Source organism: Paenibacillus sp. FSL A5-0031, from assembly GCF_001956295.1.
Taxonomy (GTDB): Bacteria; Bacillota; Bacilli; order Paenibacillales; family Paenibacillaceae; genus Pristimantibacillus.
In genome coordinates this window covers 410,669-436,816 of the sequence record NZ_MRTD01000002.1, presented here as the reverse complement: position 1 = coordinate 436,816, position 26,148 = coordinate 410,669, and the positions used below count along the sequence as shown (strand labels likewise).

Sequence of the window (26,148 nt, the reverse complement as noted above, 5' to 3'; positions counted from 1 at the left end):
CATCGCAAATCACAGATTACCGTTGCATGTCCGTTTACCTCTATATGTGTGTAGCGCTGGTCGTTGTTTTTTTTGTGGCTCCGAGTCTGCTTGCACCAACAAACATTGCGGTGATTAAGCCAATGCTGCCAACACAAATGCTGAGTATAAAGCCGTGATTGATCGCTGTTGCCAGCGCCTCTTGCAGAAACTTGCGTATTAGCGGGTCTAGCTGACCACCTGCTCGCATGAGCAGTTCCGGATTGGCGAGTGTATTGATTTTGTCGGAAGGAATGCCAGCCTTTTCTGCACCCGCCGTAATTAACCGATGCAAGTTGTTGTTCACAATCGTCGCCATAATAGATGCACCCAATATGCCGCCAATGTTGCGCCAGAAGCCTACGATAGATGAGCTGACACCCATATATTTAGGATCAACGTTTGCAGCAATCGAGCTCTGTGCGACACTCATTAGAGGACCGACGGCGCCAAAGCCAAGCAGAATCATAAGTACAATCATATAGCCGCTGGAAGCATGAGCGCTAACTGTAGAAAGCAGCGTAGCTACAATAATAGTCATTAGCATAGTGAACAGCATGAGTGTACGGAAGGCGAATTTGGATTGCAGGAGACCAAATAGAATAGCACCCCCGATTAACGAGGCCATCATAGGCGTCAATACGCCGTTTGAGTTGCTATGTCCTAACACCCCTACCGTAAAGCTAGGCAAATACGTAATGGCGGAGAACATAATGACGCCTTGGCAGAAGCAAAGAATACTTGTGCCCAAAACCATCTTATTTTTAAAGATGCTCAGAGGAAGGACGGGTTCAGGGGCACGCAGCTCGACAAAAATAAATAAAGCGCCGACTACAGCTGAGATTGTGAACAAGCTAATTTCCTGCCAGGAGCTCCATGCGTAGTTTTTTCCGCCCCATTCGAGCGCCAGCATTAAAGAGACCGTCGTAATGATCAAAAACAAGGTTCCCAAATAATCGATTTTTGGTTTTTTCTCGGAACGTGTTTCTTTGAGCGCAATCATTAGAACAATCATGGATGCCAAACCGATGGGAATGTTGATATAGAAGTTCCATCTCCAACCAAAGTGTTCAGCAATGAAGCTGCCGAGCTGCGGGCCTGCAACGGAGGATAGGCCGAAGATCGCACCGAATACACCGGACATTTTTGCTGCATCCTTCGGGTCTTTAAATATCGTATAAATAATCGTAAAGCTGATTGGGAACAAGGCGCCGGAGCCAATCCCTTGAATGACGCGGAACCAGATGAGCTGATCGGCGCTCTGAGCGATACCGCATAGGGCGGAGCCGATCAAGAACAAGCCAATACCAATCATATAAAACATTTTTCTGCCGAATAGGTCGGACATCTTGCCGAACACCAGCATCGTGCTTGTTGCTGCCAGCATATAGGCCGTAAAAACCCAGCTGACTTTATCGAAAATGTTAAAGTCCTGACTTAGCTTGTTAATGCAGGAGGCTACAATCGTATTGTCCAAAGATGCCATTAATAACCCTAGTGCCATGGCAAGAATGATGAGGTTATTGTTTGAACGTGATTTTTCCATCCTAAACCCTCTTTTCCTGTTCTAATTTATCCATACGATCCAGCCCCTCTTGGATCGCTTCCAGCTTAGCACTATATTCCTTAATTCCGATTTCAATGCATATGATATGTCCGGGCTGCATGGTGCTTTTATATAGGGCGTATTTATCGCGCAGCTGATCGAGCTGTGTCTGTGTATACTCCTGTGCTTGCTTCAACCACTTAACTACCATGTCATTGCCTACCAGCTGGCCAAAATAAAGCCGCATCAGGAAATCTGATTTAACCGTATCTGTTTCCATCGGGCTATGCAGATATTCGTAAAATCTGCTTTTCCCAGCCTCTGTGATGGTGAACACATTTTTATTCGGTTTGCCCTCTTGAAGCACATTTTCCTTCGTGATCAATGCCTCTTTCTCCATCCGATGCAGCATCGGGTAAATCGTTCCATAGCTTGAGCTATAGAAATAAGCGAAAATATCCTCGAACAATTGTTTAATTTCATAACCGGATAATGATCGTTTCATAAGCATGCCTAAAATAACGTCCTGACTGTTCAAAGCAAATGTGCCTCCTTGTCATTTTACTTAGGATAGAATGGATATAGGTGTAATAAATATCCATATTTATATTACGATTCATAATATATCACTCCGATATAGGTGGTGTCAATATTTAGAAATAAAACAATTGGTAAATAAAAAAGAATGAGTAAACCATTCACTTTTCATAAAATTCTACCTAACGATAGGTTGAAAAATAATAATAAGAGTGATATTCTAAAACAAATTCAAGGCACAGGAGGAGTTGCAATGAGTAAAAGCGAGGAAACATTGGCATCCATCAAAGAAGTGAGCTATCAACTATTTGCAGAGGTGGGCATTACGAAAACGACTTACTCGACGATTGCCAAAGCGGTTGGAATAGCTAAACCATCCATTTATTATTACTTTAAATCGAAAGAAGATCTCATAGCGGCAATTTTTGAAGACTTGTGCAGCGCGATTCAGTTCTCGACTTTTTTTGAAGCGGATACTTTTACAAAAGATAATTTTGAGGAGAAGCTTGTTGAGCTCGGACTCCATATGATTGATGAGCAGGCTAAGGACCCTTATTATAATCGCGTATTGCAGGAATATATGTTAATGGCCACAAGGTATCCCTTTTATCACGAGAAGCTGCTTATGATCCAAAAAGGGTATTTGCACGGCTTTGAGATGCTGATGGAGAAAGCTAAACATTTTGGACTTATTTCAGATCAGGCGAGTGCTGCCAAAGCACATATGCTTGCCTTAGTGCTTGATAACATTGGCAACTTTATGATGCTGGTTGAGCATATTGATTATAAACAGATCTGGGTAGAGGCTGTTAGCGGCGTTTTCAAAGGAAGTGATGCTAGTGGAAGTAAGTAAACGATTGATTGGGCTTGATTTTGCCCGTGCATGGGCACTGTTCGGCATGCTCATCGTAAATTTTATTGTTATTACAAATGCTGAGCATAATGGCCCCGCGTGGTTGATTACTGTTACTTCGTTATTTCAAGGACGAGCCTCGGCTTTATTCGTTTTACTTGCTGGCATAGGCATTTCGCTCATGTCTCGGAAAGCTGTTGCTAGTCACGATAAAACAAAGATTAGGGTTGTTCGCCAAATGATTTGGAAAAGATCGCTGTTCTTGTTTGTAATCGGATTACTGCTATATGTTATGGAATGGACAGGTGATATTTTACATTATTATGGTGTTTATCTGTTCATGGCGGCAGTGCTAATTACGGTAAGAGACAGGATATTGTATGGACTGGGCGCTGCTATATTAATAACAGCACAATGCCTTCAGCTTGTATTCGATACCTTTAAAGGATGGGGCGGTCCTGTACCGTTTATGCATTATGTGGATTTTTGGACGTTGGAAGGTTTTGTTCGCAACTTATTTTTTAATGGCTATCATCCTATATTTCCATGGTTTTGTTTCTTCATCATCGGACTCTTGATAGGGAGAATAGATCTTCATAACAAGGCGCTTCGAATGAAGCTGCTGATCATTGGAGCAAGTGTCACGATAACGATGGAGCTGCTGTCAAAAATGCTAACTTATTTGTTCATCCCGGGCATGGGCAGCGAAAGTGCTGAGTTTTTGTTCAGCACAGGTCCGATTCTGCCGAATGTATTGTACATATTATCTGCAGCGGGATCGGCTATTGCCTTCTTAATTCTATGTCTGTTCTTGACTGAAAAATACGATAAAAGCTGGTTTATAAACGTTATCGTACAAACAGGCCAGTTAACGTTGACTCATTATGTGAACCATGTGGTAATTGGTATCGGTGTTCTCATTGCACTAAATCGACTGGAAAACCAATCGTTGATATTCGCCTCTATATACTCATTTTGTTTTTTCTTATTTAGCATCCTATGTAGTGTGCTTTGGCGTAAGAGATTTTCAAGAGGGCCTCTTGAACTGCTGATGAGGAAAATTACGGGATAAAGATATAAGTTTATCCATCTGCTCTCTGTACAATAACGAAGTTAACGAAAACACCACTCCATCAGGAGTGGTGTTGTTTATCTTATAGTTTGGTTAAGAGGTAGCTTTAGCAGTCTGACCTTTGGGATGACGAGGAGCAGCATAAGTGCTCGGATTAGCTTTGCTCATTGCTTTTCTCTGCTGCACATTGTTTCGAACAAGCGCGAAGATGACGAGCAAGGTGCCGAAAAACTCATAGGCGCTAATGTGGTAGCCTTGAAAAGCCATAATAACGAAAGTAGTAATAGGAACGAAATTAATGAACAATATGCCATTTAGCGGTGATAATAATTTGATGCCTGCATTCCAGCATAACAAAGCGGCTAATCCAGGCAATAGAATCATAAAGGACATTTCATATTTAATTGAAAGTATCGTTTCCCAAGTAGGTACAGGCAGCACGCCAAAGGTGGATGCAAGTGTAACGATAACAAAAGATACGGCGCTGCCGAGCAAACAGGTTAACGTGGAATAGCGGAGTATGGACCATTGTTTAAACTGCGTACCGCCCATGGAGTAGATCACCCATCCAACAACTCCTGTAAAGATGAGCAGGAGCGGGAACGTATGTTGACCAGCCATTACGAAGAAAGCTAATTTCCCGTTCGTAATGACAAGTAAGGCGCCTACAAGGGCGATGGCTACACTCGTAAGCATATATTTTTTGGGCGCGGTTTTTTTAGTGACCCATATTACCATAATAGATATCATCGGCATAAGCACTTCCATTATCGAAGCAGCGACAGTGCCGGATTCCCCCATCAGATGCTGCCCAAGGAATACGGCCATATTGTAGACTGTAAAGGCCATTGTCCCATAGAACAATAAAGATTTGCCTCTGCCCTCTAAGCGGAATGCAGATTTACCCTCTTTCACTAGCAAGAGCACGCTTAGAATGATTGCAACGACAAAATAGCGAATAAACGAGAAATAAAATGGATCAATTTGCTGTAAAGCAATGTGGGCTACAGGAAACATGGCTCCCCACGACATACTTGCAACGAGGCAAAGTATAGAGCCGATAATGACTTGTTTTTTAAGCACGAGGTGTCTCTCTCCCTAATAGAAATTATGCCGAGTTATTGTCTATTTCCAATGATAGGGGGTAGCAAGACGATAGTAAAACGATTGAAAATAAAGTTTATCATCATTTATAATGATATCTAACATATTAGTTCATCTGAATCGAATGGCAGTGGAGGGGTGCGCTTGGAATTTAAGGATTTGAAAATTTTTCAAACCGTTGCTGCACACGGCAGTATCAGCAAAGCAGCGCTCGAGCTGAATTACGTGCAATCCAATGTAACAGCAAGAATTAAGCTGCTGGAAAAAGAACTGGATACGCCATTATTTTATCGCCATAAGCGCGGAATGATTTTAAATACGGAGGGCAAACGTCTGCTCGAGCATTCGAAAGAGATCTTGTCCAAAATGGAAGAAATGAAGCGTACCTTTCACAATAAAACAAATCCTTCCGGTGTCCTGGAAATCGGAATTGTGGAAACCGTTATCGCGCTTCCTCATATTTTATCGTCTTATTACAGCAAGTATCCGAATGTAGAATTATCGCTGAAAGCCGGAGTGACGGATCAGCTGCTGCAAGAAGTTCTGGATATGAAGCTGGATGGCGCTTTTGTTACCGGACCAATTAGGCATCCCTTAATCGAGCAGGTAGAGGTTATTCAAGAAAAGCTAGTGCTGGTGACCAAAGGTGATGCGTTCTCGATGGACGACATTACGACAAAACCGCTCTTGCTCTACAACAAAGGCTGTGGTTACCGCGGGAGACTGGAAAGCTGGATGAAGGTAGAGGGCATTATTCCAAAACAAATTATGGAGTTTGGCACTTTTGGGACGATTATTGGCAGTGTCGCAGCGGGGGTAGGCATAACGATTATTCCCGAATCCTCGATTATTGATTTGGCTGCTAACGGCACCGTTTACTGTCATAGTGTACCTGAGCCATATCGTGATATTACGACAATTTTTATTCGGCGCAAGGATTCCTATTTAACGAATACACTACAATGCTTTATTGATGAAATTATTGCTCGGACAAGCGGAGTGTAGTCGAATGTGATATAAAAAAAAGTCGGTGCAGGGATTACGCCTGCACCGACTTTTTTCATAGCCTTTTATTATTCGAACCATTGTCTCGGCCCTATCGTGTGGAAGCTCTCCGTCTGATCTGGATTCAAAGCATCTTGGATACGTTTATAAGTAAAGTCACTCAATGGTCTAGGCAGATCATCAATACTGCAGTACTGGCAGGCTGTAATTTCTTTATAACAAGGCTGAGGGGCTTGATTGTTTACGATTTTGCAAATGAAAACAAAGTGGTGCATATCATGATGCGGCTCGTAGTATACACCCGTTAAGCGATCTACGGTTACCTCGAGACCTGTTTCTTCTAATACTTCTCTTCTCGCAGTTTCCTGCGCAGACTCGTTTTGTTCGGAAACCCGCCGGGTATTTCCCAATTGTATTTTCCATAGTTATGTTTCACCAGCAGAACACGATTTTCAGAATCAACGATAATAGCAGCCGCACCAACCGGTTTTTTTGACAATTAATGTCCTCCTAGTTATCTGTATGAATAATGGCATTCTCTATACGGAACCATATGGAAAAAAGTTGCAGCGATATTTACAATACCTTCACCCTGAGATAATAGAGCAATGATATCTTCTTGTTATGATGAGGCAGTCATGTTTATGTGGATTGTCAAAATTGTTTACAAAGGAGATTATTATGAACTACGTCAACAAAAAGGTATTATCTATTCTGTTATCCTTGGCATTATTGCTTGGTTTACTCGGAGCAGCCGCACCATCCCCGGTCGCTGCAGCTTCAACGAATGAACCGGTGACATTATTGCCGGGAAATTCGGTTTGGAAATATTACGATAAAGGTATGGATCTAGACACAGTATGGAGATCTACTTATGACGATTCGGCGTGGAGTTCAGGCAGTGCCCCGCTTGGTTATAAGGATTCTGGCGCCATAATTAGTGCAGCTGGTTTTGGCGCACTGAAAACAATTGTAGATTATGGAACGAATAAAAGTAAAAAACCTCCGACGACATATTTTCGGACGAATCTGAACGTAGATAAGAACAGCGTTGATCATTATGGGCAGCTGCTAGCTACATTTGCCATTGATGATGGTGCAGTGGTTTATGTAAATGGAGTAGAGGTTGTCCGTCTGGGCATGCCGACAGGCGACATTTTTTATGAAACGCTTGCGGCTTCGAATAAGGATCTTCCAGTTGTTTATCCAGATGTAGACCTAACAACAGCATTAAAGGCTGCCTTAAAAGACGGTAACAATGAGCTTGCTGTTGAGGTTCATCAGCAAAGCGCCGGCAGCTCCGACCTCTTCTTTGATATGAAGCTAATTGCTCTGCAAGAGGCACCTACGGTAGAAGTAAGCAAAGTGACGGTAACCTTCAATGGTGACCCTGTCAGTTCCAAAGGCTTCACTTGGTACACGCCGTTTGATGCTAGTCAAAGCGACTTGCAAGTGGTAGAAAAAACAGGCGCTGCAGCAGATTTTACGAACGCAACGGCATTTAAGGGTCGTTCTTCCGTTGCCAAGAACTCCTTAGCAGAACTTGTTCATAAAGCTGAAGCGACGGGCTTGAAAGCAAACACGACATATTACTTCCGTGTAGGCGATCAGTCGTTGAATTTGTGGAGTGAGACAGGAACATTCCAAACTGCACCAACAGGCGGAGCGTTCTCCTTTATTGATTTAACGGATACACAAGCGAAGGAAGAGGACGAGGCGCAAATCTCGGGCTCAACCATAGCTAAGGCGCTAGAAACTGTGCCAGATGCAAAATTCGTCGTTCATAATGGCGATGTAGTTGAGAATGGGACATCCGAGCAGGAGTGGAATTGGCTGCTTGGACATTCACAACCAAGTTTGCTGAATACAACGATTGTACCTTCAGCTGGTAACCATGAGGATAAAAACTATGCATTTTATGATCATTTCAATGTGAAGCAAGCTGAAAATTCAGCAACAGTAACAGGTGCTTATTATTCGTACGATTACAGCAATGCTCATTTTATCGTGCTGAATTCGAACGAGAACTCAACTGAGTATGCGAATTTCTCTGTAGACCAAGTAGAATGGTTGAAGAAAGATGCAGCAGCAGCGAAAGCAGCAGGTGCAGAGTGGATCATCGTTAATATTCATAAAGGTCCATATACGACTTCAAACCATGCGACGGACAGCGATATTATGGGCGCTAACGGCGTAAGAAACAAAATCGCTCCACTCATGAATGAACTAGGCATTGATTTTGTGCTTCAAGGACATGACCATATCTTTGCTCGTACAAAACCAATTAAAAAGGATGGCACTGCAGAATCGGTTGAAAAAATTACAGAATCTCTAAATGGACAAACGATTGAATACGCATTAAAGCCTGACGGCACGATTTATATGATTCCAGCTACAGCTGGTGCGAAAGTTTATTTCAAAAACCAAGATGCACGGCTTGGCGATGCGTATTACAATCTCTTCGACAAAGCTGATGAAAATCATGCTCGCAAGTATGGCGACACGACAAGTGCTGCACGTGGAAAGGTACAGAACTTCGTTGGCGTTAACATTGACGGAGGTAAACTAACAGCAGTTGTTTATGAAATTGACCAGCAAGTAAATGCAGGTAAGCCATTCATCGTTGATCAATTCGGTATTACGAAGGAAGACAAGCCTGATTACAGCAAAGAAAAAGTAAGCAAAGTTACGGTAACCTTTAACGGCGACCCAGTAAGCTCGAAAGGTTTTGCATGGTATACTTCACTGCTTCTTAAAGGCAATGACCTGCAAGTGGTAGAGAAGACGAACGCAGCGCCAGATTTCACAAAAGCAATTAATTTTGCAGGTCGTTCTACCGTTTCTTCCAACTCACCTTCTGAGCTTGTTCATAAGGCTGAAGCAACGGGCTTGAAGGCAAACACGTCGTACAATTTCCGTGTGGGTGACGCGGCACTGAACATTTGGAGTGAAGTAGGAACATTCCAAACTGCACCAGTAAACGGAGCATTCACATTCATCGACTTGGCGGATACACAAGCCAAAGAAGAAGATGAGGCGAAGCTTTCGGCTGAAACGCTGGAGAAAGCACTAGCTACAGTACCAAGCGCACAATTCGTTGTGCACAACGGTGATATTGTAGATACAGGAACAAGAGAAGAGCAGTGGAACTGGCTGCTTGGCCATTCACAAGAAAGCTTGCTTAACACAACCATTGCACCATCAGCAGGTAACCATGAAGATAAGAACAATGCATTCTACGAGCATTTTAATATCAAGCAGGCAGAGAACTCTGCAACGGTAACGGGTGCATACTACTCGTACGATTACAGCAACGCACACTTTGTTGTGCTGAACTCGAATGAGACTTCGGCAAAATATGCGAACTTCTCCGAGGCGCAAGTCGAGTGGTTGAAAAAAGATGTGCAAGCAGCGAAAGCAGCAGGCTCGCAGTGGATTATTGTCAACATTCACAAAGGTCCATATACGACTTCAAACCATGCAACGGACAGCGATATTATGGGCGCTAACGGCGTAAGAAACCAAATCGCGCCGATTATGGCAGAGCTCGGAATTGACTTTGTTGTACAAGGCCATGACCATATCTATGCCCGTACAAAACCGATCAAAAAAGATGGAACAGCAGCAGCAACAGAGAAGATTACTGAAACATTAAATGGTGAAAAGATTGAGTATACGGTGAATCCGGATGGTTCAATCTACATGATTCCTGCAACAGCAGGTCCGAAGGTATACTACAAGAATGCAAAACCAGCACTTGGCGAAGCATATTACAATCTGTTCGAGCGTGCGGAAGAGAACCATGCAGCTAAATACGGCCCAGATCCGAACGACAGCACACGTCCAGTTCGCGGCCAAGTACAAAACTTTGTTGGCATCACGATCGATGGCAACAAGCTAACGGCTGTAACGTATGAAATTGATCAAAAAGAAAATGATGCTAAACCATTCATCGTTGATCAATTCGGTATTGTGAAGAAGGAAAAAACAGATCCGGGACCAGGTCCAGGAACAGGTCCGGGAACAGGTCCGGGTACAAACCCAGAAACGAATCCAGGACCAGGTCCGGGAACTAACCCAGGCGCAAATCCTGGTACAGGAACTGGCGGCGGCAATGAGTCAGAAGTTGTATTGAAGGATATTGCAGGCCACTGGGCAGCATCAGCTATCAATGAAGCTGTGAAAGCCGGTTTCGTTAAGGGTTATGAAGACAGCCAGTTCCGCCCGAATAAATCAGTTAATCGTGCAGAGTTTATTACGATGCTGGCTCGTGCGCTGAATCTCTCTGACTCAGGCAAAGCTTTAAGCTTCAAGGACTCTGATAAAATACCTGCATGGGCACAATCGTTTGTCACGCAGGCTGTTGAATCAGGTATCATTAGCGGATATGCTGATGGCACATTTGGTCCTGAGAAGGAGCTGTCTCGTGCAGAGATGGTCGCTATGATTGTTCGTGCAAGTGGCATAAAAGTAAATCCAAATGCTAAGCTTTCCTTTGCGGATTCCAAATCTGTTCCAGCATGGGCTGTTCCATACGTAGCAACCGCAGTGGAGGCGGGACTTGTTAGCGGCGTTGGCCAGAACCGTTTCGCTCCTCAGCAGATTGCGACTAGAGCAGAAGCAGTAGCACTCATTATTGGTTTGCTTAACAAAACGAAATAATCGTATCTTTTATTCAGAAAAGCCTGCAGGCTTCACCAATTGGTGGAGCTTTGCAGGCTTTTTATTATGGAAATACATGTATGTTAACGAGCGGCAGCGGCCAAAATATTGCCGATTGCTTGCTTCGCTTCATTTTTGATTTGTTCAAGTTGTTCGTAATCAACAGCTTTCGAGTATAATTGTTCCCGTTCATCTTGCAAAGTCTTGGCTAGAGCTAGCTGCTGAACCGATGTTTTGATCTGCGCAGCATAACGGTTTTTTATTTCGGTAATGGTATCTGAATTCGCTTCATCTGTTCCAGGTGTAATGCAGCTGGCATACATATCGATAATTTCATCGCCTGAACGATCGGGAAAGTACTCATGCGGCGCTGTACTGTCGAAAATTGCGAAGCCAAGCTCACGAACGATGACCATATCTAAGCTGTTCGGATCGAAGCCGCAATGATAAATCTCAACATCCAGTCCGCGATCGACCCCGGCTGCAGCTATTTTTTTGAGCATGGTGGATTTGCCTGAACCAGCTCTGCCTTTAACGAAATATCGTTTTAAACCATCCGTCAGATTCGGGACAAAATCGAATGAGCCCTTAGCTGTAGCAGCGCCCAAAAAACGGTGATCAACACGACTTGTCTTCTCCAGCCTGTTATCGCCATAGAATGTATCGATGTACGAAGCTGTCAGCTCATCGGCTGCTTGGAAATTCATGTTCTGAATATAGACGGTCTCCCAGTCGTCATGAATACGAAGCGCCTCAGCAAAGCCAGCATAAGCTTGATCGTACGCCTGCGTAATTTGTGTACTTAAAATCTCGATCTCTGGCTTTAGCGCTTGCAGCTCTGCTGCATCTGCGGCCTCGCCGAGATAAATGTATTGAACGGATGCTCCCAGCAAAGCGGGATCAATAAAGCGCGGCGGTGTTCCATCAACAAGGCCGAGACGGAGTGCGGGAACGATGAGTCCATCTAGCGAGCCATTGTCGAAGGGGGAGTGCAGCAGCCAAATGTCATAGCCACCCTGCGCGATGTCGTCAGCTATAGAACGAATGAGGTTTGATCGTTCTAAAGCAGGTCCTTCTTTCAAAATAAATAAGCGCTCCAAATCTTGCAAAGACGAGTCGAACAGGCTGGTCAAGCCGCGAGCTGTATTTCCGTTCACATAGAAGTTTTTGATGATTCCAGTCATAACCGTCACACCTTCCTAGGCTAATGTCATGCTGCATACTCCATCGTATTATTTCCATGTTGAATTGGTGCTAGTATCCAATTCTCTTTATTGTGCCTTTAACGTAAGAACGGTAAGCTCTGGCCGGCAATGAAAACGAACGGGAATCCGTGTCATTCCTATCCCGCGAGTGGTGTACACTTGCAATTTGCTGTTCGGTACCTGATACAAACCGGCAGTATACTTGCTCCCGTAGGGAGGTGTATACAGTGCCCCGACTAAAGGAATACGTACTTGTCCGCCATGACTATGGCCTGACAATTGCAGGTCGACCGGATAGCGGGCATACTCATCAGCAAAATCCGGCTCATGCGCGAGCAGAATGGTACTGGAACCGTCCGGAATGCCTTGTAAAGCCTGATCGATATTTGGGTGTCCAACCATCGGATCATCGACTCCGGCAATATAGAGATGCGCTGAGCCCTTTGATAAAGCAACATGCTGGTTATCGAGCACATGGAATCCAGCTTTAGATAACCCCTTGGTAACCGCTCTTCTATTGCCGAAGGCATCGTGATTGCCTAGAACGGCATATTGCCCAAATGGCGCTTGCAGCTTCGAGAGCTTCGAGAGGAAGGCTATGGCTTCCGGCATATACGCGGTGGATTGATCGAGCAAATCTCCTGTAAAGCAAATAAGATCTGGTTTTGCCTGCCTAACTTGCTCTGCAAGCTCAGTCAGCAGTTCAGGTTTAGAATGAAAGCCGAGATGCAGGTCACTGATATGAACGATACGAAAGGAGTTGAAGGAGGCAGGCAGCTTTGGGATGGCAACCTTCACCTGTTTAACCTCAATCCAATACGGCTCAACTAGATGCGAATATACGCCGGATAAACCAGCAGTTCCCATCAGCCCCAAAGTTAAATGCAAGCTCTTCTTCAAAAACGTCCGTCTACTCATAGGTGCTGAAGTTGATTGCATAATGCCTCCATTTTTCCTTTTTGATATCTTCCAATGATGATCTGTAAGTGCAATCATAGTCCTTTTTTGTTACGTCAATGTGACAAAAAAATAAGGCACCGCAACAGGATTGTCGCAGCGCCTTTAATTCTTACTCGTATCTATAGGCAACGAGAAATAAAATGTAATTTCCTCGTTTTCAATATGAAAGCCAAACGGTGCTTCATGTTTCTGCAAAATCGTTCTGGCGATCGATAAGCCTAAGCCCGTTCCGCTAAGCTGTTTGTTGCGGGAGCTCTCCATTACGTAAAAGGGTTCCCATATCAAATCCCATTGTCGCTGCTCATCATTTTCAATCCCATTCGTGATCGAGAAATGTAAAAAATCATCTTTATTAAGAGCAGTAATACGAATTTGTTGATTGGTTGAATATTTCATTGCATTGGAAATGAAATTGTTCAAAACCATTTCTATCTTCTGCTCATCAGCGAATATATGGTGCTGGCTTAGCAAGCTGTCATCTACAGATAGCTGAATAGCTTCCTGTTGAATGGAAAAACGATATTTTTGCAAGGTTCGATGGAGCAGCTTTTTGAAATCAAAGGTGTTCATCCGATAAAGGTCGGTTTGCAGCTTGGAGAGCTCAAGCAGCTTACCCACCAGCATCGCAATGTCATCGGTTTGCTGCTGGATAACATCAATATAGGTACCGTCGTCCATTCCGTCCTTTATTCCTGAAGAATAAGCCTTTATTAAGGATAGCGGGGTCTTCAGTTCATGCGAAATGTTGGCAATAAACTGCCGTAAATTCTCATTTCTCGCTTCCAGCTCATGATGGGCATGCTCTAATTTATCACTCATTTGATTGATGCTCTCTGCTAAGGATTCAATTTCATCGCCCGTACGAATATGAACCTTGGTAAACGATAAGCTTGAAATGCCTTCAGCTGCATCTTGTATTTTGGCAAGCGGTCGAACGATGCTTCTCGTAAAAAGTGCTGACAGGATGATCAGAAGCAGCAGCTCGCCTGCATAAGTATAGAGGGTAAATTGATTGACGATGGTTAATGTTTCTGCCGAGTGGGATATCGATTCACCGACTACAAAAACGATCTCATCTTTTTTCATAAAGGTAACGAGAAAGCTGGATTTCAGCTTCTCTTGATTGTAAATTTTTCTGACCATTTGATATTCGTTCAGCCTCGCAAGGCTTTCATCCGTGATCCAAAACTTGCTCAGCGTAATGCCTTTTTTATTTAAAAGACCTACAATCGTTTCGTTTAGCCCATTTAGATTTGTGGTGACAGGTGTGTTTACAATGGTAACATCGTATTTATTCTCAAGAGCCTCCATATTACGCAATAACTGCTTTGTATCCATGGCATCGAGCTGCTCAGTTATAGCTGCAAGGGCATGCTTTTTTTTGTACAAAAGATATTTGGGCAAGAAAAACGAATTCATCACAATTGAGAAAATAACGACGATACAGAACACAAATAAAATTCGCCCAATCAACTTTTTGTTTAGCTTATTCATGCGGTTCTTCCAGGCTGTAGCCCATCCCTCTATGTGTTCTGATCAAATGATCGCCGATCTTTGCTCTGAGCCTGCGGATATGCGTATCGACAGTTCGTTCTTCGCCAAAATAATCGAATCCCCAAATACGATCGAGCAGAGCTTTCCGTGAAACGATAATCCCTCTATTTTCAATGAGGTACCTCATAAGATGAAACTCTTTATTCGTAGCCTGCAGGTCGGTTTCATCTCTAAAGATTTTTTGGCTATCGATATCTACTTTTATATTTCCTATCGCAAGTTGATTGTCCATATGAAGCAGCTTCTTTACTCGCAAAATCAATATACGCGGGTCAAACGGCTTGCTGACATACTCATCTGCTCCAGATTGAAGGGCGATGAGCTCATCCTCATCTTCCCCTTTTGCCGTCAGCATCAATACCTTCGTTTTGCTTTGTTTTTTGATCTCTTTGCATACCTCAATACCGTTTACTTTAGGCATCATCCAATCTAATACAGCTAAATGGATGTTATTTGAATAGAAAATGTTCAGCGCTTCCTCTCCATCCTGTGCTAGGAAGGTATGAAAGGCTTCTTTCTCAAAATACGCTTTTAAAATTTTGAGCATAAAGGGCTCATCATCGGCAATTAATATATTCATTAAAGGCTCCTTCCCAGCAATGTAGAGAGATAGAATACGTAAGGAATATGATACCTGTTATTAGAATAAGCTGTACATCTTGTTTTTGTTTCATACCAGCAGAGCCTCCGGTCAAGCGGCTGTAAGAAAACCATAACTAAATACGACCACGACAATGACAAAAAATAAGACAACCAAGCAAGCAGCTATTTTCATCTTATTATAAACCTGTCTCGTTGATTAGCTCTTCTCGGTTCCCAACCTCTTTAATCAGCTCCATGATTTTAGGGGCACCTTCACCATTTTCAAAGCTACTCATATGCTCGGCGTATACGAATCGGTGCTCATACAGCTGCATAATCGCCTTAACAAAGCTTTGAGCGGTCATTTGCTCTTGAAGCAGCAGCTTGGCAAAGCCGGCCTGCTCAAAATATTGTGCATTCATAAGCTGCCCTGTGCGGCTTCCGCCTCTCGTATGCGGAATAAGCAGCATTGGCTTCTGCAGCGCAAGCAGCTCCATAATCGTGTTTGAGCCCGCACGGGAAACGACAACATCCGCCATCGCGAGTAAATCCGCAAGTTCCTTGCTGACAAATTCAAATGCTCTATAGCCAGCCATCGAGAGGGTATGATCAACCTTGCCTTTGCCGCAAATATGAACGATTTGAAAGGTGCCGAGCAGCTCATGCCTTGTTGTTTTCACCATTTGGTTAATGCTGTCTGCCCCTAGGCTGCCGCCCATAATAAGAAGAACGGGCTTCTCGGAAGTAAAGCCGCAAGCATGGCGTGCGCGCTGAATATTGTCCGACTTTAAATTTTGCTTCAAAATAGGACCTGTATATACGGCTTTTGAATCGCGATAATCTGCTCCCGTCTCCCGGAAGGCCGTACACATCGTTGATGCAAACGGATAGGAAATTTTATTAGCCAGCCCCATATTCAGATCGGGTTCATAAATAACGACAGGCACCTTATTAAGTCTCGCTGCGAGTACAACGGGGACAGCCACGAATCCACCTTTTGAAAAAACAACATGTGGCTTTCGTTTTTTGATGAGCCGGTAAGCTTGAAAAATGCCGCGAACAACTCGAAATCCATCGATGACATTTTCCCAGGCCCAATATCGTCTCAGCTTACCGGTAGAAATGGGGTGGTACGTCACCTTTTTGTAGTCAGAAACTAGCTTTCTCTCGATACCTTGCTCTGACCCAATATAATGAACATCCCAATTTTGTTCCAGACACAGCGGGATGAGTACAAGATTGCCTGATACATGACCCGCAGTGCCTCCACCAGTCAATACGATTGTTTTTCTCATGACAAAAACCCGCCATTTTGCAGCATTTCTTTTATTTCAGGTTTGCTCATCAGTACATGATCCGAATGGAAATGATCGAATTGCACGGGAGTACGACCGGCGTAAGTTTCATGCAGTCCATCGATTGGGAACGGAGGCAAAATGACATAATAGTCCTCATCCAAATGAATGGAGCTCATGCTTTCGAGTTCGGAAATCAACGATTCACACATACGCTCACCAAGGCGAGCGCCTGTCTCACGGATTGGAATGTCGGATGCCGCCAGCTCCTCAATTAATACCTCAGCGAGGTCCTGTATGCGGCAGCCTTGCATTCTCATGACGTAAACCTCCCCGCCGCTGCTTTCATCCGTTGCTTTGAGCAGCAGCGATACAGCTTCTTCCAACGCTAAGAAGAAACGAGTCATTCTTTTATCCGTTAAGTTAATCTGCAATCCCTGTTCAATTTGCTGTTTGAAAATAGGCACCACGCTGCCTGTCGATCCGAGCACGTTGCCGCTGCGCACACATACAAATTTGGTCTTGCCCTCTCTTAAATTGGCATGGACGATGAGCTTCTCGCCGATGGCTTTGGTCATGCCATAGGTGCTCGATGGATGGGAGGCCTTATCGGTTGAGACGTAAATGACCTTCTCTACTCCGTTTTTAATTGCGGCTTGAATGACATTTTGCGTGCCAATTACATTTGTTTTCATGGCACTGTCCGGCTGCTGCTCACAGATTGGCACATGCTTTAAGGCAGCTAAGTGGAAAATATAATCCGCCTGCTGGCACGCCTGCATGAGTTCATATTTATCGCGTATATCTCCAATAATGAAGGTTAACTTGGGATGATGATAAAATTCGTGCATCATTTCGACTTGAAGCGCTTCGTTTCGGGAAAAAATACGGATTTCCTTAGGTTCTCTCTCTAACAGCCGCTTTACGAGCTCCCGCCCCCAAGACCCTGTTCCTCCGGTAACGACGATCGTTTTATTTTTCAAAGCTTGTTCCTCCCGTTTATGTGAACGATGAATAAGAACAAGCATAAAGTTTGAATGTTACACCAATATGGCAAAAATCATTTACGGCATTAGTTCATGCAATAGCGGTTCTATTTACAAAAAAAATAAGCTCTCATCAGGAGAGCACATGGTAAATTGGGATAGGCTTATTTTCTCCTATACAGACGATGAACGATGCTTGCCAGGAGAATGCCGAGCATAAACCCTGAAATCGGAGCTACAACGGTTATGCCGATATAGTTGGAGCTGGATGTGAGGATAAGCTTTAACGCTAAAGTCAGCAATGTGCAAAATAAAACAATTGTCCAATATACCATTTTGAGTTTTGTGGCAGCGCCTGTATAAGCAGATTCCAATTTAGCTTTATTTATAAAGCGGTATAACAGCATTGCTTCTATAACTAGACCGACGATGGATAACGATCGCTGAAACCATTTGTATAGCGGTATCCCGGCAATTGATTCACGAAGAACAGGAAATGTAGTAACGAACATGCCTGAATAGTGCGTGCAAGCATCGATTAATAGATGTGAATAGAAGCCAATGATGACGGAAACGAGAAACACCAGCCAGCTCTGCACCGAATTTAGTTTCCATTCATGGGCGAGGCTGTAGGCTTTACGATCTAAACTCCCAAACGCAGGCAGGTTTATAGCTAAGGGAACTTTTACAACATAATGAAACAAATAAGCGAGCATAATGCTCAGCGGTATCGCTTGATAGATCAACCCGCCAAAGGAATGGCCGATTGTCTGATAAGGCTCAAGCGCAATAAAATATTCAAAGTCAGGAGACATGCTCCCGAGAACGAGACCAGTTAAGCTAAAATAAGCAGGCTTTGCCGCTTTTAAAGGTGCAATATATAGCGGATGAGCAAAGGTGAACGGCAATTCGGCACCTCCTAACGGGTCTATGTTAAAATAGGAAGACGGTACTTTTAAAAGAAATGTAACATATAGGCCAAGGCAGGGGCATTAACATAATAATTGGGCGCTTTCCCCCCTTGTTTTAATGAGGTAATTTTGGGACAATAATAAGCAGATTGTTTGTTTCGGCCTACTAGCTAGAATAGGGCTGCTTTTTAGCAGTTTTGAAAAGAGGATTAGTTATGACTAAAGCATCTATATATGGATTAACGTTCGATCAGCTGACGGAATGGCTGAAGGAACGAGAGTATACAAAGTTTCGGGCATCACAGGTATGGGATTGGCTTTATCGGAAGCGTATAACGGCTTTTGAGGATATGACGGATGTGAAACCAGAGATCATTCAGCTGCTTTCCGAGCATTTTGTCATTCAAACGCTTACCGAGCATACGAGGCAGGAATCAGCGGACGGAACGAATAAATTTTTGTTCAAGCTGCATGATGGCAATTTAATAGAGACGGTACTGATGAGGCATAAATTCGGGTTATCGGTTTGTGTCACGACACAAGTGGGCTGTAATATTGGCTGCAGCTTCTGTGCGAGCGGTCTGCTTGCAAAGAGCCGTGATTTAACGGGCGGAGAGATCGTGGAGCAGATTATGAAGGTTCAGCTTCATTTGGATCAGGCGCAGAAGGGCGAGCATGTCAGCCACGTCGTTGTCATGGGCATCGGAGAGCCGTTCGATAACTTTGAGAATCTAACGGACTTTATCGGCGTGATCAAGAGCCAGAAGGGGCTTGCGATCGCTGCTAGACATATTACCGTATCAACGAGCGGCTTAGCGAACAAAATCGTGGAATTCGCTGACTCGGATCTACAGGTTAACCTTGCCGTTTCCTTGCATGCACCGAATGATGAGCTCAGAACGCGAATTATGAAAATAAACCGAGCGATTCCCATTGCGAAATTGATGCAATCCATCGATTATTATTTGGAGAAAACGAATCGGAGAATTACGCTTGAATATATATTGCTGAAGGACGTTAATGACCAAAGAGAGCACGCAATAGAGCTAGCACAGCTTATTGGTCATAGAGGTAACCTGGCTAATGTAAACCTCATTCCCTACAATCCAGTGGATGAGCATAGTCAATACCAACGAACGGATCGCGAAACGGTGCGAGCTTTCTATGATACGCTTAAGAAACAGGGTATCAGCTGCAGCGTTCGCCTTGAGCATGGTACGGATATTGATGCCGCATGCGGACAGCTGCGGAGCAAACAGATCAAAAAATCCAAAGAGCAGAAATTGGGACAAGAAAGCGCAGCAGCAGCGTCCCTCTAGAAGCGTATCATACCTTTGCAGCTGCTGCTTTTAAAAGATAATCATGTGAATAATATGAGAACACCTTCTAAAAGAGGTGTTCTTTTTATTTGTGTATCCAGCCATTTTTTCTGAATATTTACAATTTCGGATAAGATGGACATACTACGATCATATATTTTTAGATAAGAAGGGTGTATGCATATGAAGAAGAGAATAATGGATGTCATTACAATTATGGTTGGAGCACTTATTTTTGCATTAGCAATCAACTTATTTGTTATTCCGAACGAGTTTGGCGAAGGCGGGGTTACCGGGATAACGATTATTTTATATTATGTTTTTGGATGGGCACCATGGTTAATGAGCTTAATTTTCAACTCCTTCTTGCTCATTGTAGGCTACCGTTTTCTGGATCGACAGACGGTAATTTATACGATCGCAGCGGTGCTTTTCCATTCTTTGTTTCTCCATTTAACAGCAGACTGGAGTATTCAATCCGATGAATTAATCGTAAATGCGCTGTTTGGCGGCTTGTTTGGCGGAGCGGGAATTGGGCTCATTATCCGCGTTGGAGGCACGACTGCAGGAACAACGATTTTGGCACGTATTGCGAATAAGTATTTGGACTGGAACATTAGCTATGCCTTGTTGTTCTTTGACTTAATCGTCGCGTTCTCCTCTTATTTCATTATCGGTGCCGAGGCGCTGATGCTTACCATCGTCATGTTATACATCGGTACCAAGGTGATGGACTTCATCATTGAAGGGGTTAATCCGAAAAAAGCGGTCACCATTATATCCAAGGAGCAAGGCAAAATAGCTGAGCAGGTTAATGTGGTGATGGATAGAGGAGTCACTGTTATTTATGGCCGTGGACACTATACGAAAACACCGCAGGAAATTTTATATATTGTCATTAGCAAGCAGGAACTGAGCCAATTGAAAAAAATTGTGAAGGCATGCGATAAAAATGCGTTTATTACGATTCATGATGTGCGGGACGTATTTGGCGAAGGATTTATTGATATTTCAAAATGATTACAGCGATTGGTATAAAAAAGAAGGTCGTGGAATTTCGCTTATTTTCGGGATATAGAGTAAAATTAAAACAAGATAGCAGATAGGAGTTGTTTAGATGTCGAAAGACGAAGTAATTTTGACGCAAGAAGGCTTAGAGCAGCTGCAAGCTGAGCTGGATGATCTTAAATATGTGAAGCGCAAGGAATTGGCTGCGCGTATTAAACTCGCGATCAGTTATGGCGACTTAAAGGAAAACAGCGAATATCACTCAGCCAAAAATGATCAGTCCTTCATGGAAACGAGAATTCTTATTTTAGATAAAATGCTGAAGAAGGCTCGCGTGATCGAAGCGAAGACCTTAGACCTATCAAAAGTAAGCATCGGTTTAACCGTCATTTTAAACGATATCGAATTTTCCGAGAAAATCGAGTACAAAATCGTAGGTACAGAGGAAGCAGATGTTGCGGAGAACAAAATTTCCTACGAGAGTCCACTAGGCAAAGAGCTGCTTGGTCAGACGGTAGGCAGCATCATTAACGTAAGCGCGCCTATGGGTGTTATTAAATACGAGCTTCTCGAAATCAGAGCATAATTCATTATCCTATAGATCATTTCATCACAGCTAATCCGCCTGAAGCGGGTTAGCTTTTTTTGACGAAAAAGGGCAGAAACGACAGCATCGTTAAAGAACCGATCGATACAAACATATTGCGACAGAAACAGATGAGAAAAGATTAACGGGCATTGGGACTATAGCTTGATGTAAACTAATACTTTGTATGGCAAAGTATTACCATGACAGTTGCAACAAAAAAACATAATCTTTGGAAGCTGTACAAGTTTCCAAAAACCTTTTCTAGGAGGAAAGCCATTATGAACTATCATTTCTTTGTAGGCAACGATAACGGAAACAGCGAGCATGATCTTATCATTGACGGCAAGCTGGTTCAGCAGCCTAATGTAAATTGTACGGTGGACGAGCTTCCATGGAGCGAAGAGCAAACACCAGAGAGCTTTATTAAGAATTTGCAGGATCAGTTGGTCGTAACCATCGATTCGCCATCAGCAAGACCAGGGATGTACTATGTCGGGAAGTTCGCTTTAGAGAGCGGAGAAGTGCTGGACAATCTGCAAATCGGAATTGATCTGAAGAGCGATATGGACTTGCCGGTTATCAATACGCTTGCCCAAATTGCGGCGATGGCTGTTCAGAAGGCGTATGAGGAAGAGAAAAAAATACCTGCACAAATCGATGTGGAAGTAGATATGGCAACGGCGCTTCCGGTTACGCAGCACACGGATGAGACCTCCGCTAAGTTTGAGAAAAGATTTACGTCTGGCTTGCACCATGTGACGGTTCATTTGGGTATGCAGCGCGTAGCTGTAAAAATCGTATTCCCGTTTGCGAAGGTCGTTCCAGAAGCAACTCCGGTTATTTTCACGCTGCAGAAGGATTCGGCGGGCGGCTGGAGAGAGGGCGAAATTTTTGGGGATTTCCTCGAATCTTACGAAGTAGATAAGAAATTCAACGGCAGTTATTTCAAAGAGAAGCGCATTCTTCATGTCGATATTGGAGACGGCTCTACGGAATATCCGATTACGGAGGGGAATAAGTTTCTGCGTCAATTCGTGCATGGCAGCCATCATGGCGCCGGTTATGCGATTGAAGAAGCGCTGCAGGAGTTTAACCGACTCATTCATTTGGCAGACAGCCCGCGTCAATTTTTCAGCGATGTTATCAAAAATCCTAACCATAAATACCATGCACGTGCGCTTAAGACATTAAGAAGACCGCTTGAGAGCCAGGTTAGACAAATCGTGCAGCATGTCAAAAAACAGCTGACCAAGGCACGCAATGAAATCGATCTGATTTGCGTTTACGGCGGCGGAAGCATACTTATGCGCTCAGTACTCTACGGACAGCTGAAAGAGCTGTGTACGGAAAGAGAGATGCAGCTGCTTTATATTCCTGCTGAGTACGCAGTGCAGCTGAATGCAATGGGTCTTGATGCATTTGTGCGTGGCAAAATCTATGAGGCATTAAAAAATAAAGCGGTTCAGCCTGCATAAGCATGATCATCAGGTTGAGGTATAATCTAACGGATTCTGGTAGGTGAGAGGTATGAAGAAAACAAAACTGCCCGGTGAAAATATAAGCTTGAAAACAAAAAAATCAGAAGATCCCTTAATTATGCTTTGGTTGAATTCACAATCGAATCTCATGGATTCTCTTCGATATTTGGTTGAAAACGAGATCGCCGTAAACGGCGTTCGGAATTTACAAGCTTTTGTTCCGATGGAGAGAAGTCGATTGCAAGGCTCATCGGCCCTGCAGCAAGGCAGTGAAATCAGTTCTCCATTAACAGGGGAGGAACAATTGTCAGCAGCGATCGCTGAAGTTAGCGCCGCAGTCACTGCTCCCATTCCTGACCCAAAAGCTTCTCCGGTTGTAGAGGAAGAAATTGATGATGATGATATTGAAGCATGGAGCTAATGGAAAAATGGTAATATTTAGAATCACTTAGTTGGGTTATATATGACTAAGTAATTCTAAGTATTACCGAGTGATGCAAAACACCACTAAGGGATGCTTGATCATTCCTTGTGGTGTTTTTTTGCGTAAAACAGTTCTTTAAGTCTAGTAACCCTAGTGTATAATAGTAATATGTTCCATTTATTTTCATCATATCCGTTTAGTATATAAGACTATATAGAGGTGGGCCGTCCATGCCTTTTTTCTCACGAAGCTCGAATCCAACCGTTGCTAAACCAAAACCAGCTCCTCCGACGCAAAGCACTGCACCTGCGCAGCCACAGCAATCACCTCAATCACCGGCTGTGAATGCTGGGCAGCTCCTGCAATTGCAGCAGACGGCAGGCAATCAGTCTACGAGTGCACTAGTAGGCGGGGCTGCGACTGCCCCTCAGAAGTCACCTAAAGACGTTCGAAAGGATGAGCTCAAAGCAGATCGTGATACGCAGGTCACTGTCAAACCACAGCAGCTCTATGATGGGCTTATTCAGCAAACGAGTCAGCATATACATACGTTCTTAAATAGTGATAAACAAACGGCGTCGCTAAGAGCTAGCCTGCAGGCTAAAGCCAAGACGGCGGTAGAAGCGAATATCGATCAGAACGGTGTAGCAGAGGCTCATGAGAAGGCAGATGAAAAGCTTTATGCTGCAGAACATGTAGCTGCAAAAGGCATCGTATCTGATACGTTGAAGAAATATGCGAGTGATACTGTCGTGAGCAAGCTTCCATCGAGCCAAAAGAGCCTGCTGGCGAATAAGTTCATTGAAGGCTATAACAAGACGGAGGCAAGGCCTGAGGTTCCTTTAGCTAAACAAGTGTTAGCGGCGAACGCACAGGCGACGAGGGAGGCAACTGCTGAAGCTGAACGGTTGTCTAATGTATCTCTTGCACAGATTAAAAAGGATGCTGTGGACAAGGTCAAGCAAAGTGCAGCATTTCTCGATAGCAGTGTAGACGTTGGCGATTTGGGTAAGGCAGAAGTGGAAAATCGGCATCAAATGGATAGTACGCTTGTTCAGCCGGCTGTTATTAATACGGTTTATACGAATAAGCTGTATGAACCCATCAAAGAAGCTGTCGTTATGAAGCTCGGCGTAGGACGAGGCGCTTGGCGAAGATCCAAAGAGCTTAATGCTTTTCGTCAGAAGATGAAAGATGCTGCGCGAGAGCAGTCGAGAACGGATATTGACAATCAATTGGACACGAATGCACTAACATCGGGCAAAACGCAGCTCGATAAGAAATTTACCGGCATGATGGCGAAGAAGGAAGCACATGCAACCTCCAAGGGCTCTGTCGATGCAGCTATGACCACTGAGGCAGTCAATATCACGAAAAGAGTGCTGCCTGAAGGGGATATTAAGAAGCTGCTGAAAGAAGCAGCACAAGCCTCAGCATATGGCGTAGCACGTACAAACGCTGCGGGTGTAAAAGTAAATGAAGCGGCTTTAGCTGGTGCCGAGAAGAAAGCGATTGTACTGCTGAAGAGCAAACAAACCGAAGCGGTAAACGCCGTTCGAAGCATTACGAAAGGCGACAAAAAGGTGCCGGGCTCGAAGCCGGATGCTGCGCAGCTTACCGCACTTGCTGAGAAAACGAAGGAACAGGTTACGGCGGATGATATAGCCGGCAAAGCCATTAAAAAAACAGTAGAGGCTCCTACGCTGAACAAAGGGCTCTTCGTCATAGGCAAGGTGCTTGATCTAGCCGCGCCGAATATTGGCGACTCCAGCTCGTTCAGCTTTGATTTGAAAATACCCGTTCATGCTAGCGGCGTCTATGTTCTGTTCGGACTGGCAGGCTCGGTAGGCAGGGAAGATAAAGAATTAACGATGGCCGCTGAAATTACATTCGGTGCCGGCTTCCAGTCGTTTGGTTTCGACGCCAATTTCCGTGCGGGCTTCTTCCTGGAGAGCATAGGAACGGATTCAGCCGGTGTCATGAATTTAACCTCGTACGGCATGTACAGGCAAATAAGAAACATTTCCGATAGGGCAGCGGATTATCTCTGGGGTATGGGAGGTAAATCCGGTATGGCCGAGGTCGAAGAAGCAGAAATATGGGCAGCTATGATCGAGGAAAAAGAGCTGCAAAAAGCAGGCAATCATGTTGATATTGGCTTGACCTTTAAGGGAGAGGCTGAAGCGAATGCCGGGGTAGCCGAAATGGGAGCAGCCCTTGGCTACAAGTTCTTAGGCCGCTTTGACAAAGAAGCTCTTGAGAAACAATCGCCTAACGGATTTGGCGGAGCAACGGATCTGACGAAGCTGAAGGAAAAGGCAGCAACCCTCCGCAGAGGTATGAATGTGCATGTTATGGAGGCCTCCGCCGAAGCGAAGGTGAAGCTGGGCGGCAACGACATCGGTTTTGGACTCGAAGCCGCAGGTTCCGTAATTAATAATAATTTGAGATCGCTCGAAATTACAGCTAGCGGCTCTATTCCATTCCAATTCGGTGAAGATGCGGGCGAATGGGTCAAGATTGCATCGAAAGTAGCGACACCTGTAGCAGGCTCGGCCAAAAATCTCGTTGGCATTATCACTAGTAAAGTGAAAAAGGATAAGGATATGTTGGCGAAGGGTGCAGGCTCAGCTCTGGATACCGGAACGGATCTGTTATTTGTAGTTCCGCAATTTGAAGCAGTCGGCAAAAGCCTTGCCTCAAAAATCCAAGGCGACGAAACCGTCAATGATACGATTCGCGGTTGGCTAACAGGTGATTCAAGCGCGAGTGCGATTGAACAAGGAAACAAAATAGCGCTCGCAAGCTCACTAGATTTGAGTATCGGATTTAGCAAAAAGTGGGATAAAGATAATAAGTCCAAAGGCTGGGAAATTGCATTGGAAGTTACGCAAACGAAGTCATTCGAAGTGGAAGCAGGCATCGTGAATGTAGCGGTAGAGAAGTCCAAGCGGCTTGGAAAGCTGCAATATGAGCAGGATGCGAGCGGATCGGGGTCCATTTCAGGGGAATTGGCAGGGCACGAAATAGGTTAACATTT

The 26,148-nt window shown here is 44.1% G+C and carries 22 protein-coding genes; 10 read left to right on the top strand and 12 right to left on the bottom strand.

The annotated features are described in order from the left end of the window. Positions 1 to 40 precede the first annotated feature (40 nt). Together BK120_RS05415 and BK120_RS05410 are read right to left on the bottom strand one after the other, a co-directional pair. A complete protein-coding gene (locus tag BK120_RS05415; RefSeq protein ID WP_076266455.1) occupies positions 41 to 1,564 on the bottom strand; it encodes a DHA2 family efflux MFS transporter permease subunit in 1,524 nt (507 codons plus the stop codon). A gap of 1 nt (position 1,565) precedes the next feature. After that, entirely contained in the window at positions 1,566 to 2,102 is a 537-nt protein-coding gene (locus BK120_RS05410; protein WP_076266454.1) for a PadR family transcriptional regulator, read from the bottom strand. Between the two features lie 252 nt (positions 2,103 to 2,354). On the opposite strand from BK120_RS05410, the gene BK120_RS05405 reads away from it, so the two are divergent. Together BK120_RS05405 and BK120_RS05400 are read left to right on the top strand one after the other, a co-directional pair. After that, complete coding sequence (locus BK120_RS05405) at positions 2,355 to 2,954, top strand: TetR/AcrR family transcriptional regulator (RefSeq protein WP_076266453.1); 600 nt, start codon at positions 2,355 to 2,357, stop codon at positions 2,952 to 2,954. Then, complete coding sequence (locus tag BK120_RS05400; RefSeq protein WP_144376690.1) at positions 2,941 to 4,026, top strand: DUF418 domain-containing protein; 1,086 nt, start codon at positions 2,941 to 2,943, stop codon at positions 4,024 to 4,026. Before BK120_RS05405 ends, BK120_RS05400 begins: the two co-directional genes overlap by 14 nt. A 93-nt stretch (positions 4,027 to 4,119) precedes the next feature. Here the strand turns inward: BK120_RS05400 and BK120_RS05395 are convergent, their stop codons facing one another. Further along, on the bottom strand, positions 4,120 to 5,058 hold the full coding sequence (locus tag BK120_RS05395; protein ID WP_372238958.1) for a DMT family transporter: 939 nt from the start codon (positions 5,056 to 5,058) through the stop codon (positions 4,120 to 4,122). A gap of 216 nt (positions 5,059 to 5,274) precedes the next feature. On the opposite strand from BK120_RS05395, the gene BK120_RS05390 reads away from it, so the two are divergent. Further along, positions 5,275 to 6,135: a LysR family transcriptional regulator gene (locus tag BK120_RS05390; protein ID WP_076266450.1), complete on the top strand. Its 861-nt coding sequence runs from the start codon at positions 5,275 to 5,277 to the stop codon at positions 6,133 to 6,135. Positions 6,136 to 6,203: 68 nt separating this feature from the next. Here the strand turns inward: BK120_RS05390 and BK120_RS05385 are convergent, their stop codons facing one another. Both BK120_RS05385 and BK120_RS34810 read right to left on the bottom strand, forming a co-directional pair. Then, entirely contained in the window at positions 6,204 to 6,545 is a 342-nt protein-coding gene (locus BK120_RS05385) for an NUDIX hydrolase (RefSeq protein ID WP_076266449.1), read from the bottom strand. After that, a complete protein-coding gene (locus BK120_RS34810; RefSeq protein WP_144376689.1) occupies positions 6,476 to 6,634 on the bottom strand; it encodes an NUDIX hydrolase in 159 nt (52 codons plus the stop codon). Before BK120_RS34810 ends, BK120_RS05385 begins: the two co-directional genes overlap by 70 nt. Positions 6,635 to 6,816: 182 nt before the next feature. Between BK120_RS34810 and BK120_RS05380 the strand changes: the two genes are divergently transcribed. After that, positions 6,817 to 10,797 carry an S-layer homology domain-containing protein gene (locus BK120_RS05380; protein WP_083681638.1) on the top strand — a complete coding sequence of 1,327 codons (3,981 nt, stop codon included), beginning with the start codon at positions 6,817 to 6,819 and terminating at the stop codon, positions 10,795 to 10,797. Between the two features lie 83 nt (positions 10,798 to 10,880). On the opposite strand, the gene BK120_RS05375 is transcribed toward BK120_RS05380, so the two are convergent. The 7 genes from BK120_RS05375 to BK120_RS05345 all read right to left on the bottom strand — a co-directional run bounded on the left by BK120_RS05375 (position 10,881) and on the right by BK120_RS05345 (position 18,287). After that, positions 10,881 to 11,981 (bottom strand): PRK06851 family protein, encoded by a 1,101-nt coding sequence (locus BK120_RS05375; RefSeq protein ID WP_076266448.1) that lies wholly within the window; start codon positions 11,979 to 11,981, stop codon positions 10,881 to 10,883. An 87-nt stretch (positions 11,982 to 12,068) separates the two neighbouring features. Continuing rightward, positions 12,069 to 12,941, bottom strand: coding sequence for a metallophosphoesterase (locus BK120_RS05370; RefSeq protein WP_256710804.1), 873 nt, complete (start codon positions 12,939 to 12,941; stop codon positions 12,069 to 12,071). A 123-nt stretch (positions 12,942 to 13,064) separates the two neighbouring features. Continuing rightward, entirely contained in the window at positions 13,065 to 14,456 is a 1,392-nt protein-coding gene (locus BK120_RS05365; protein WP_076266447.1) for a sensor histidine kinase, read from the bottom strand. Further along, positions 14,449 to 15,096 (bottom strand): response regulator transcription factor, encoded by a 648-nt coding sequence (locus BK120_RS05360; RefSeq protein ID WP_076266446.1) that lies wholly within the window; start codon positions 15,094 to 15,096, stop codon positions 14,449 to 14,451. The genes BK120_RS05365 and BK120_RS05360 overlap by 8 nt, the downstream gene beginning before the upstream one ends. A gap of 199 nt (positions 15,097 to 15,295) precedes the next feature. Continuing rightward, positions 15,296 to 16,393, bottom strand: a complete 1,098-nt coding sequence (locus BK120_RS05355; RefSeq protein ID WP_076266445.1) for an undecaprenyldiphospho-muramoylpentapeptide beta-N-acetylglucosaminyltransferase — start codon at positions 16,391 to 16,393, stop codon at positions 15,296 to 15,298. Continuing rightward, a complete protein-coding gene (locus BK120_RS05350; RefSeq protein WP_076266444.1) occupies positions 16,390 to 17,376 on the bottom strand; it encodes an SDR family NAD(P)-dependent oxidoreductase in 987 nt (328 codons plus the stop codon). The genes BK120_RS05355 and BK120_RS05350 overlap by 4 nt, the downstream gene beginning before the upstream one ends. A gap of 167 nt (positions 17,377 to 17,543) precedes the next feature. Then, entirely contained in the window at positions 17,544 to 18,287 is a 744-nt protein-coding gene (locus BK120_RS05345) for a DUF4184 family protein (RefSeq protein WP_076266443.1), read from the bottom strand. A 218-nt stretch (positions 18,288 to 18,505) separates the two neighbouring features. Here BK120_RS05345 and rlmN point away from each other — a divergent pair, with 218 nt between their 5' ends. From rlmN to BK120_RS05315, 6 genes are all read left to right on the top strand, one after another. After that, entirely contained in the window at positions 18,506 to 19,609 is a 1,104-nt protein-coding gene (rlmN, locus tag BK120_RS05340) for a dual-specificity RNA methyltransferase RlmN (RefSeq protein ID WP_076266442.1), read from the top strand. Positions 19,610 to 19,792: 183 nt separating this feature from the next. Beyond that, complete coding sequence (locus BK120_RS05335) at positions 19,793 to 20,629, top strand: YitT family protein (protein WP_076266441.1); 837 nt, start codon at positions 19,793 to 19,795, stop codon at positions 20,627 to 20,629. Between the two features lie 97 nt (positions 20,630 to 20,726). Beyond that, on the top strand, positions 20,727 to 21,203 hold the full coding sequence (gene greA, locus BK120_RS05330) for a transcription elongation factor GreA (RefSeq protein WP_076266440.1): 477 nt from the start codon (positions 20,727 to 20,729) through the stop codon (positions 21,201 to 21,203). Between the two features lie 281 nt (positions 21,204 to 21,484). After that, the gene (locus BK120_RS05325; RefSeq protein WP_076266439.1) at positions 21,485 to 22,681 is read left to right on the top strand and encodes a ParM/StbA family protein; all 1,197 of its coding nucleotides are present in this window, start codon (positions 21,485 to 21,487) and stop codon (positions 22,679 to 22,681) included. A 52-nt stretch (positions 22,682 to 22,733) separates the two neighbouring features. Further along, on the top strand, positions 22,734 to 23,105 hold the full coding sequence (locus BK120_RS05320; RefSeq protein ID WP_076266438.1) for a hypothetical protein: 372 nt from the start codon (positions 22,734 to 22,736) through the stop codon (positions 23,103 to 23,105). A 233-nt stretch (positions 23,106 to 23,338) separates the two neighbouring features. Next, on the top strand, positions 23,339 to 26,143 hold the full coding sequence (locus tag BK120_RS05315) for a hypothetical protein (protein WP_076266437.1): 2,805 nt from the start codon (positions 23,339 to 23,341) through the stop codon (positions 26,141 to 26,143). Positions 26,144 to 26,148 lie beyond the last annotated feature (5 nt).

What these genes read in the sequence shown, in the direction of transcription:
- BK120_RS05405 (WP_076266453.1), top strand. Translation starts at nt 2,355, where the DNA reads ATGAGTAAAAGCGAGGAAACATTGGCATCCATCAAAGAAGTGAGCTAT.
- BK120_RS05360 (WP_076266446.1), bottom strand. Translation starts at nt 15,096, where the DNA reads ATGAATATATTAATTGCCGATGATGAGCCCTTTATGCTCAAAATTTTA.
- BK120_RS05415 (WP_076266455.1), bottom strand. Translation starts at nt 1,564, where the DNA reads ATGGAAAAATCACGTTCAAACAATAACCTCATCATTCTTGCCATGGCA.
- rlmN (WP_076266442.1), top strand. Translation starts at nt 18,506, where the DNA reads ATGACTAAAGCATCTATATATGGATTAACGTTCGATCAGCTGACGGAA.
- BK120_RS05365 (WP_076266447.1), bottom strand. Translation starts at nt 14,456, where the DNA reads ATGAATAAGCTAAACAAAAAGTTGATTGGGCGAATTTTATTTGTGTTC.
- BK120_RS05375 (WP_076266448.1), bottom strand. Translation starts at nt 11,981, where the DNA reads ATGACTGGAATCATCAAAAACTTCTATGTGAACGGAAATACAGCTCGC.
- BK120_RS05315 (WP_076266437.1), top strand. Translation starts at nt 23,339, where the DNA reads ATGCCTTTTTTCTCACGAAGCTCGAATCCAACCGTTGCTAAACCAAAA.
- BK120_RS05380 (WP_083681638.1), top strand. Translation starts at nt 6,817, where the DNA reads ATGAACTACGTCAACAAAAAGGTATTATCTATTCTGTTATCCTTGGCA.
- BK120_RS05355 (WP_076266445.1), bottom strand. Translation starts at nt 16,393, where the DNA reads ATGAGAAAAACAATCGTATTGACTGGTGGAGGCACTGCGGGTCATGTA.
- greA (WP_076266440.1), top strand. Translation starts at nt 20,727, where the DNA reads ATGTCGAAAGACGAAGTAATTTTGACGCAAGAAGGCTTAGAGCAGCTG.
- BK120_RS05320 (WP_076266438.1), top strand. Translation starts at nt 22,734, where the DNA reads ATGAAGAAAACAAAACTGCCCGGTGAAAATATAAGCTTGAAAACAAAA.
- BK120_RS05325 (WP_076266439.1), top strand. Translation starts at nt 21,485, where the DNA reads ATGAACTATCATTTCTTTGTAGGCAACGATAACGGAAACAGCGAGCAT.
- BK120_RS05335 (WP_076266441.1), top strand. Translation starts at nt 19,793, where the DNA reads ATGAAGAAGAGAATAATGGATGTCATTACAATTATGGTTGGAGCACTT.
- BK120_RS05395 (WP_372238958.1), bottom strand. Translation starts at nt 5,058, where the DNA reads ATGTCGTGGGGAGCCATGTTTCCTGTAGCCCACATTGCTTTACAGCAA.
- BK120_RS05370 (WP_256710804.1), bottom strand. Translation starts at nt 12,941, where the DNA reads ATGCAATCAACTTCAGCACCTATGAGTAGACGGACGTTTTTGAAGAAG.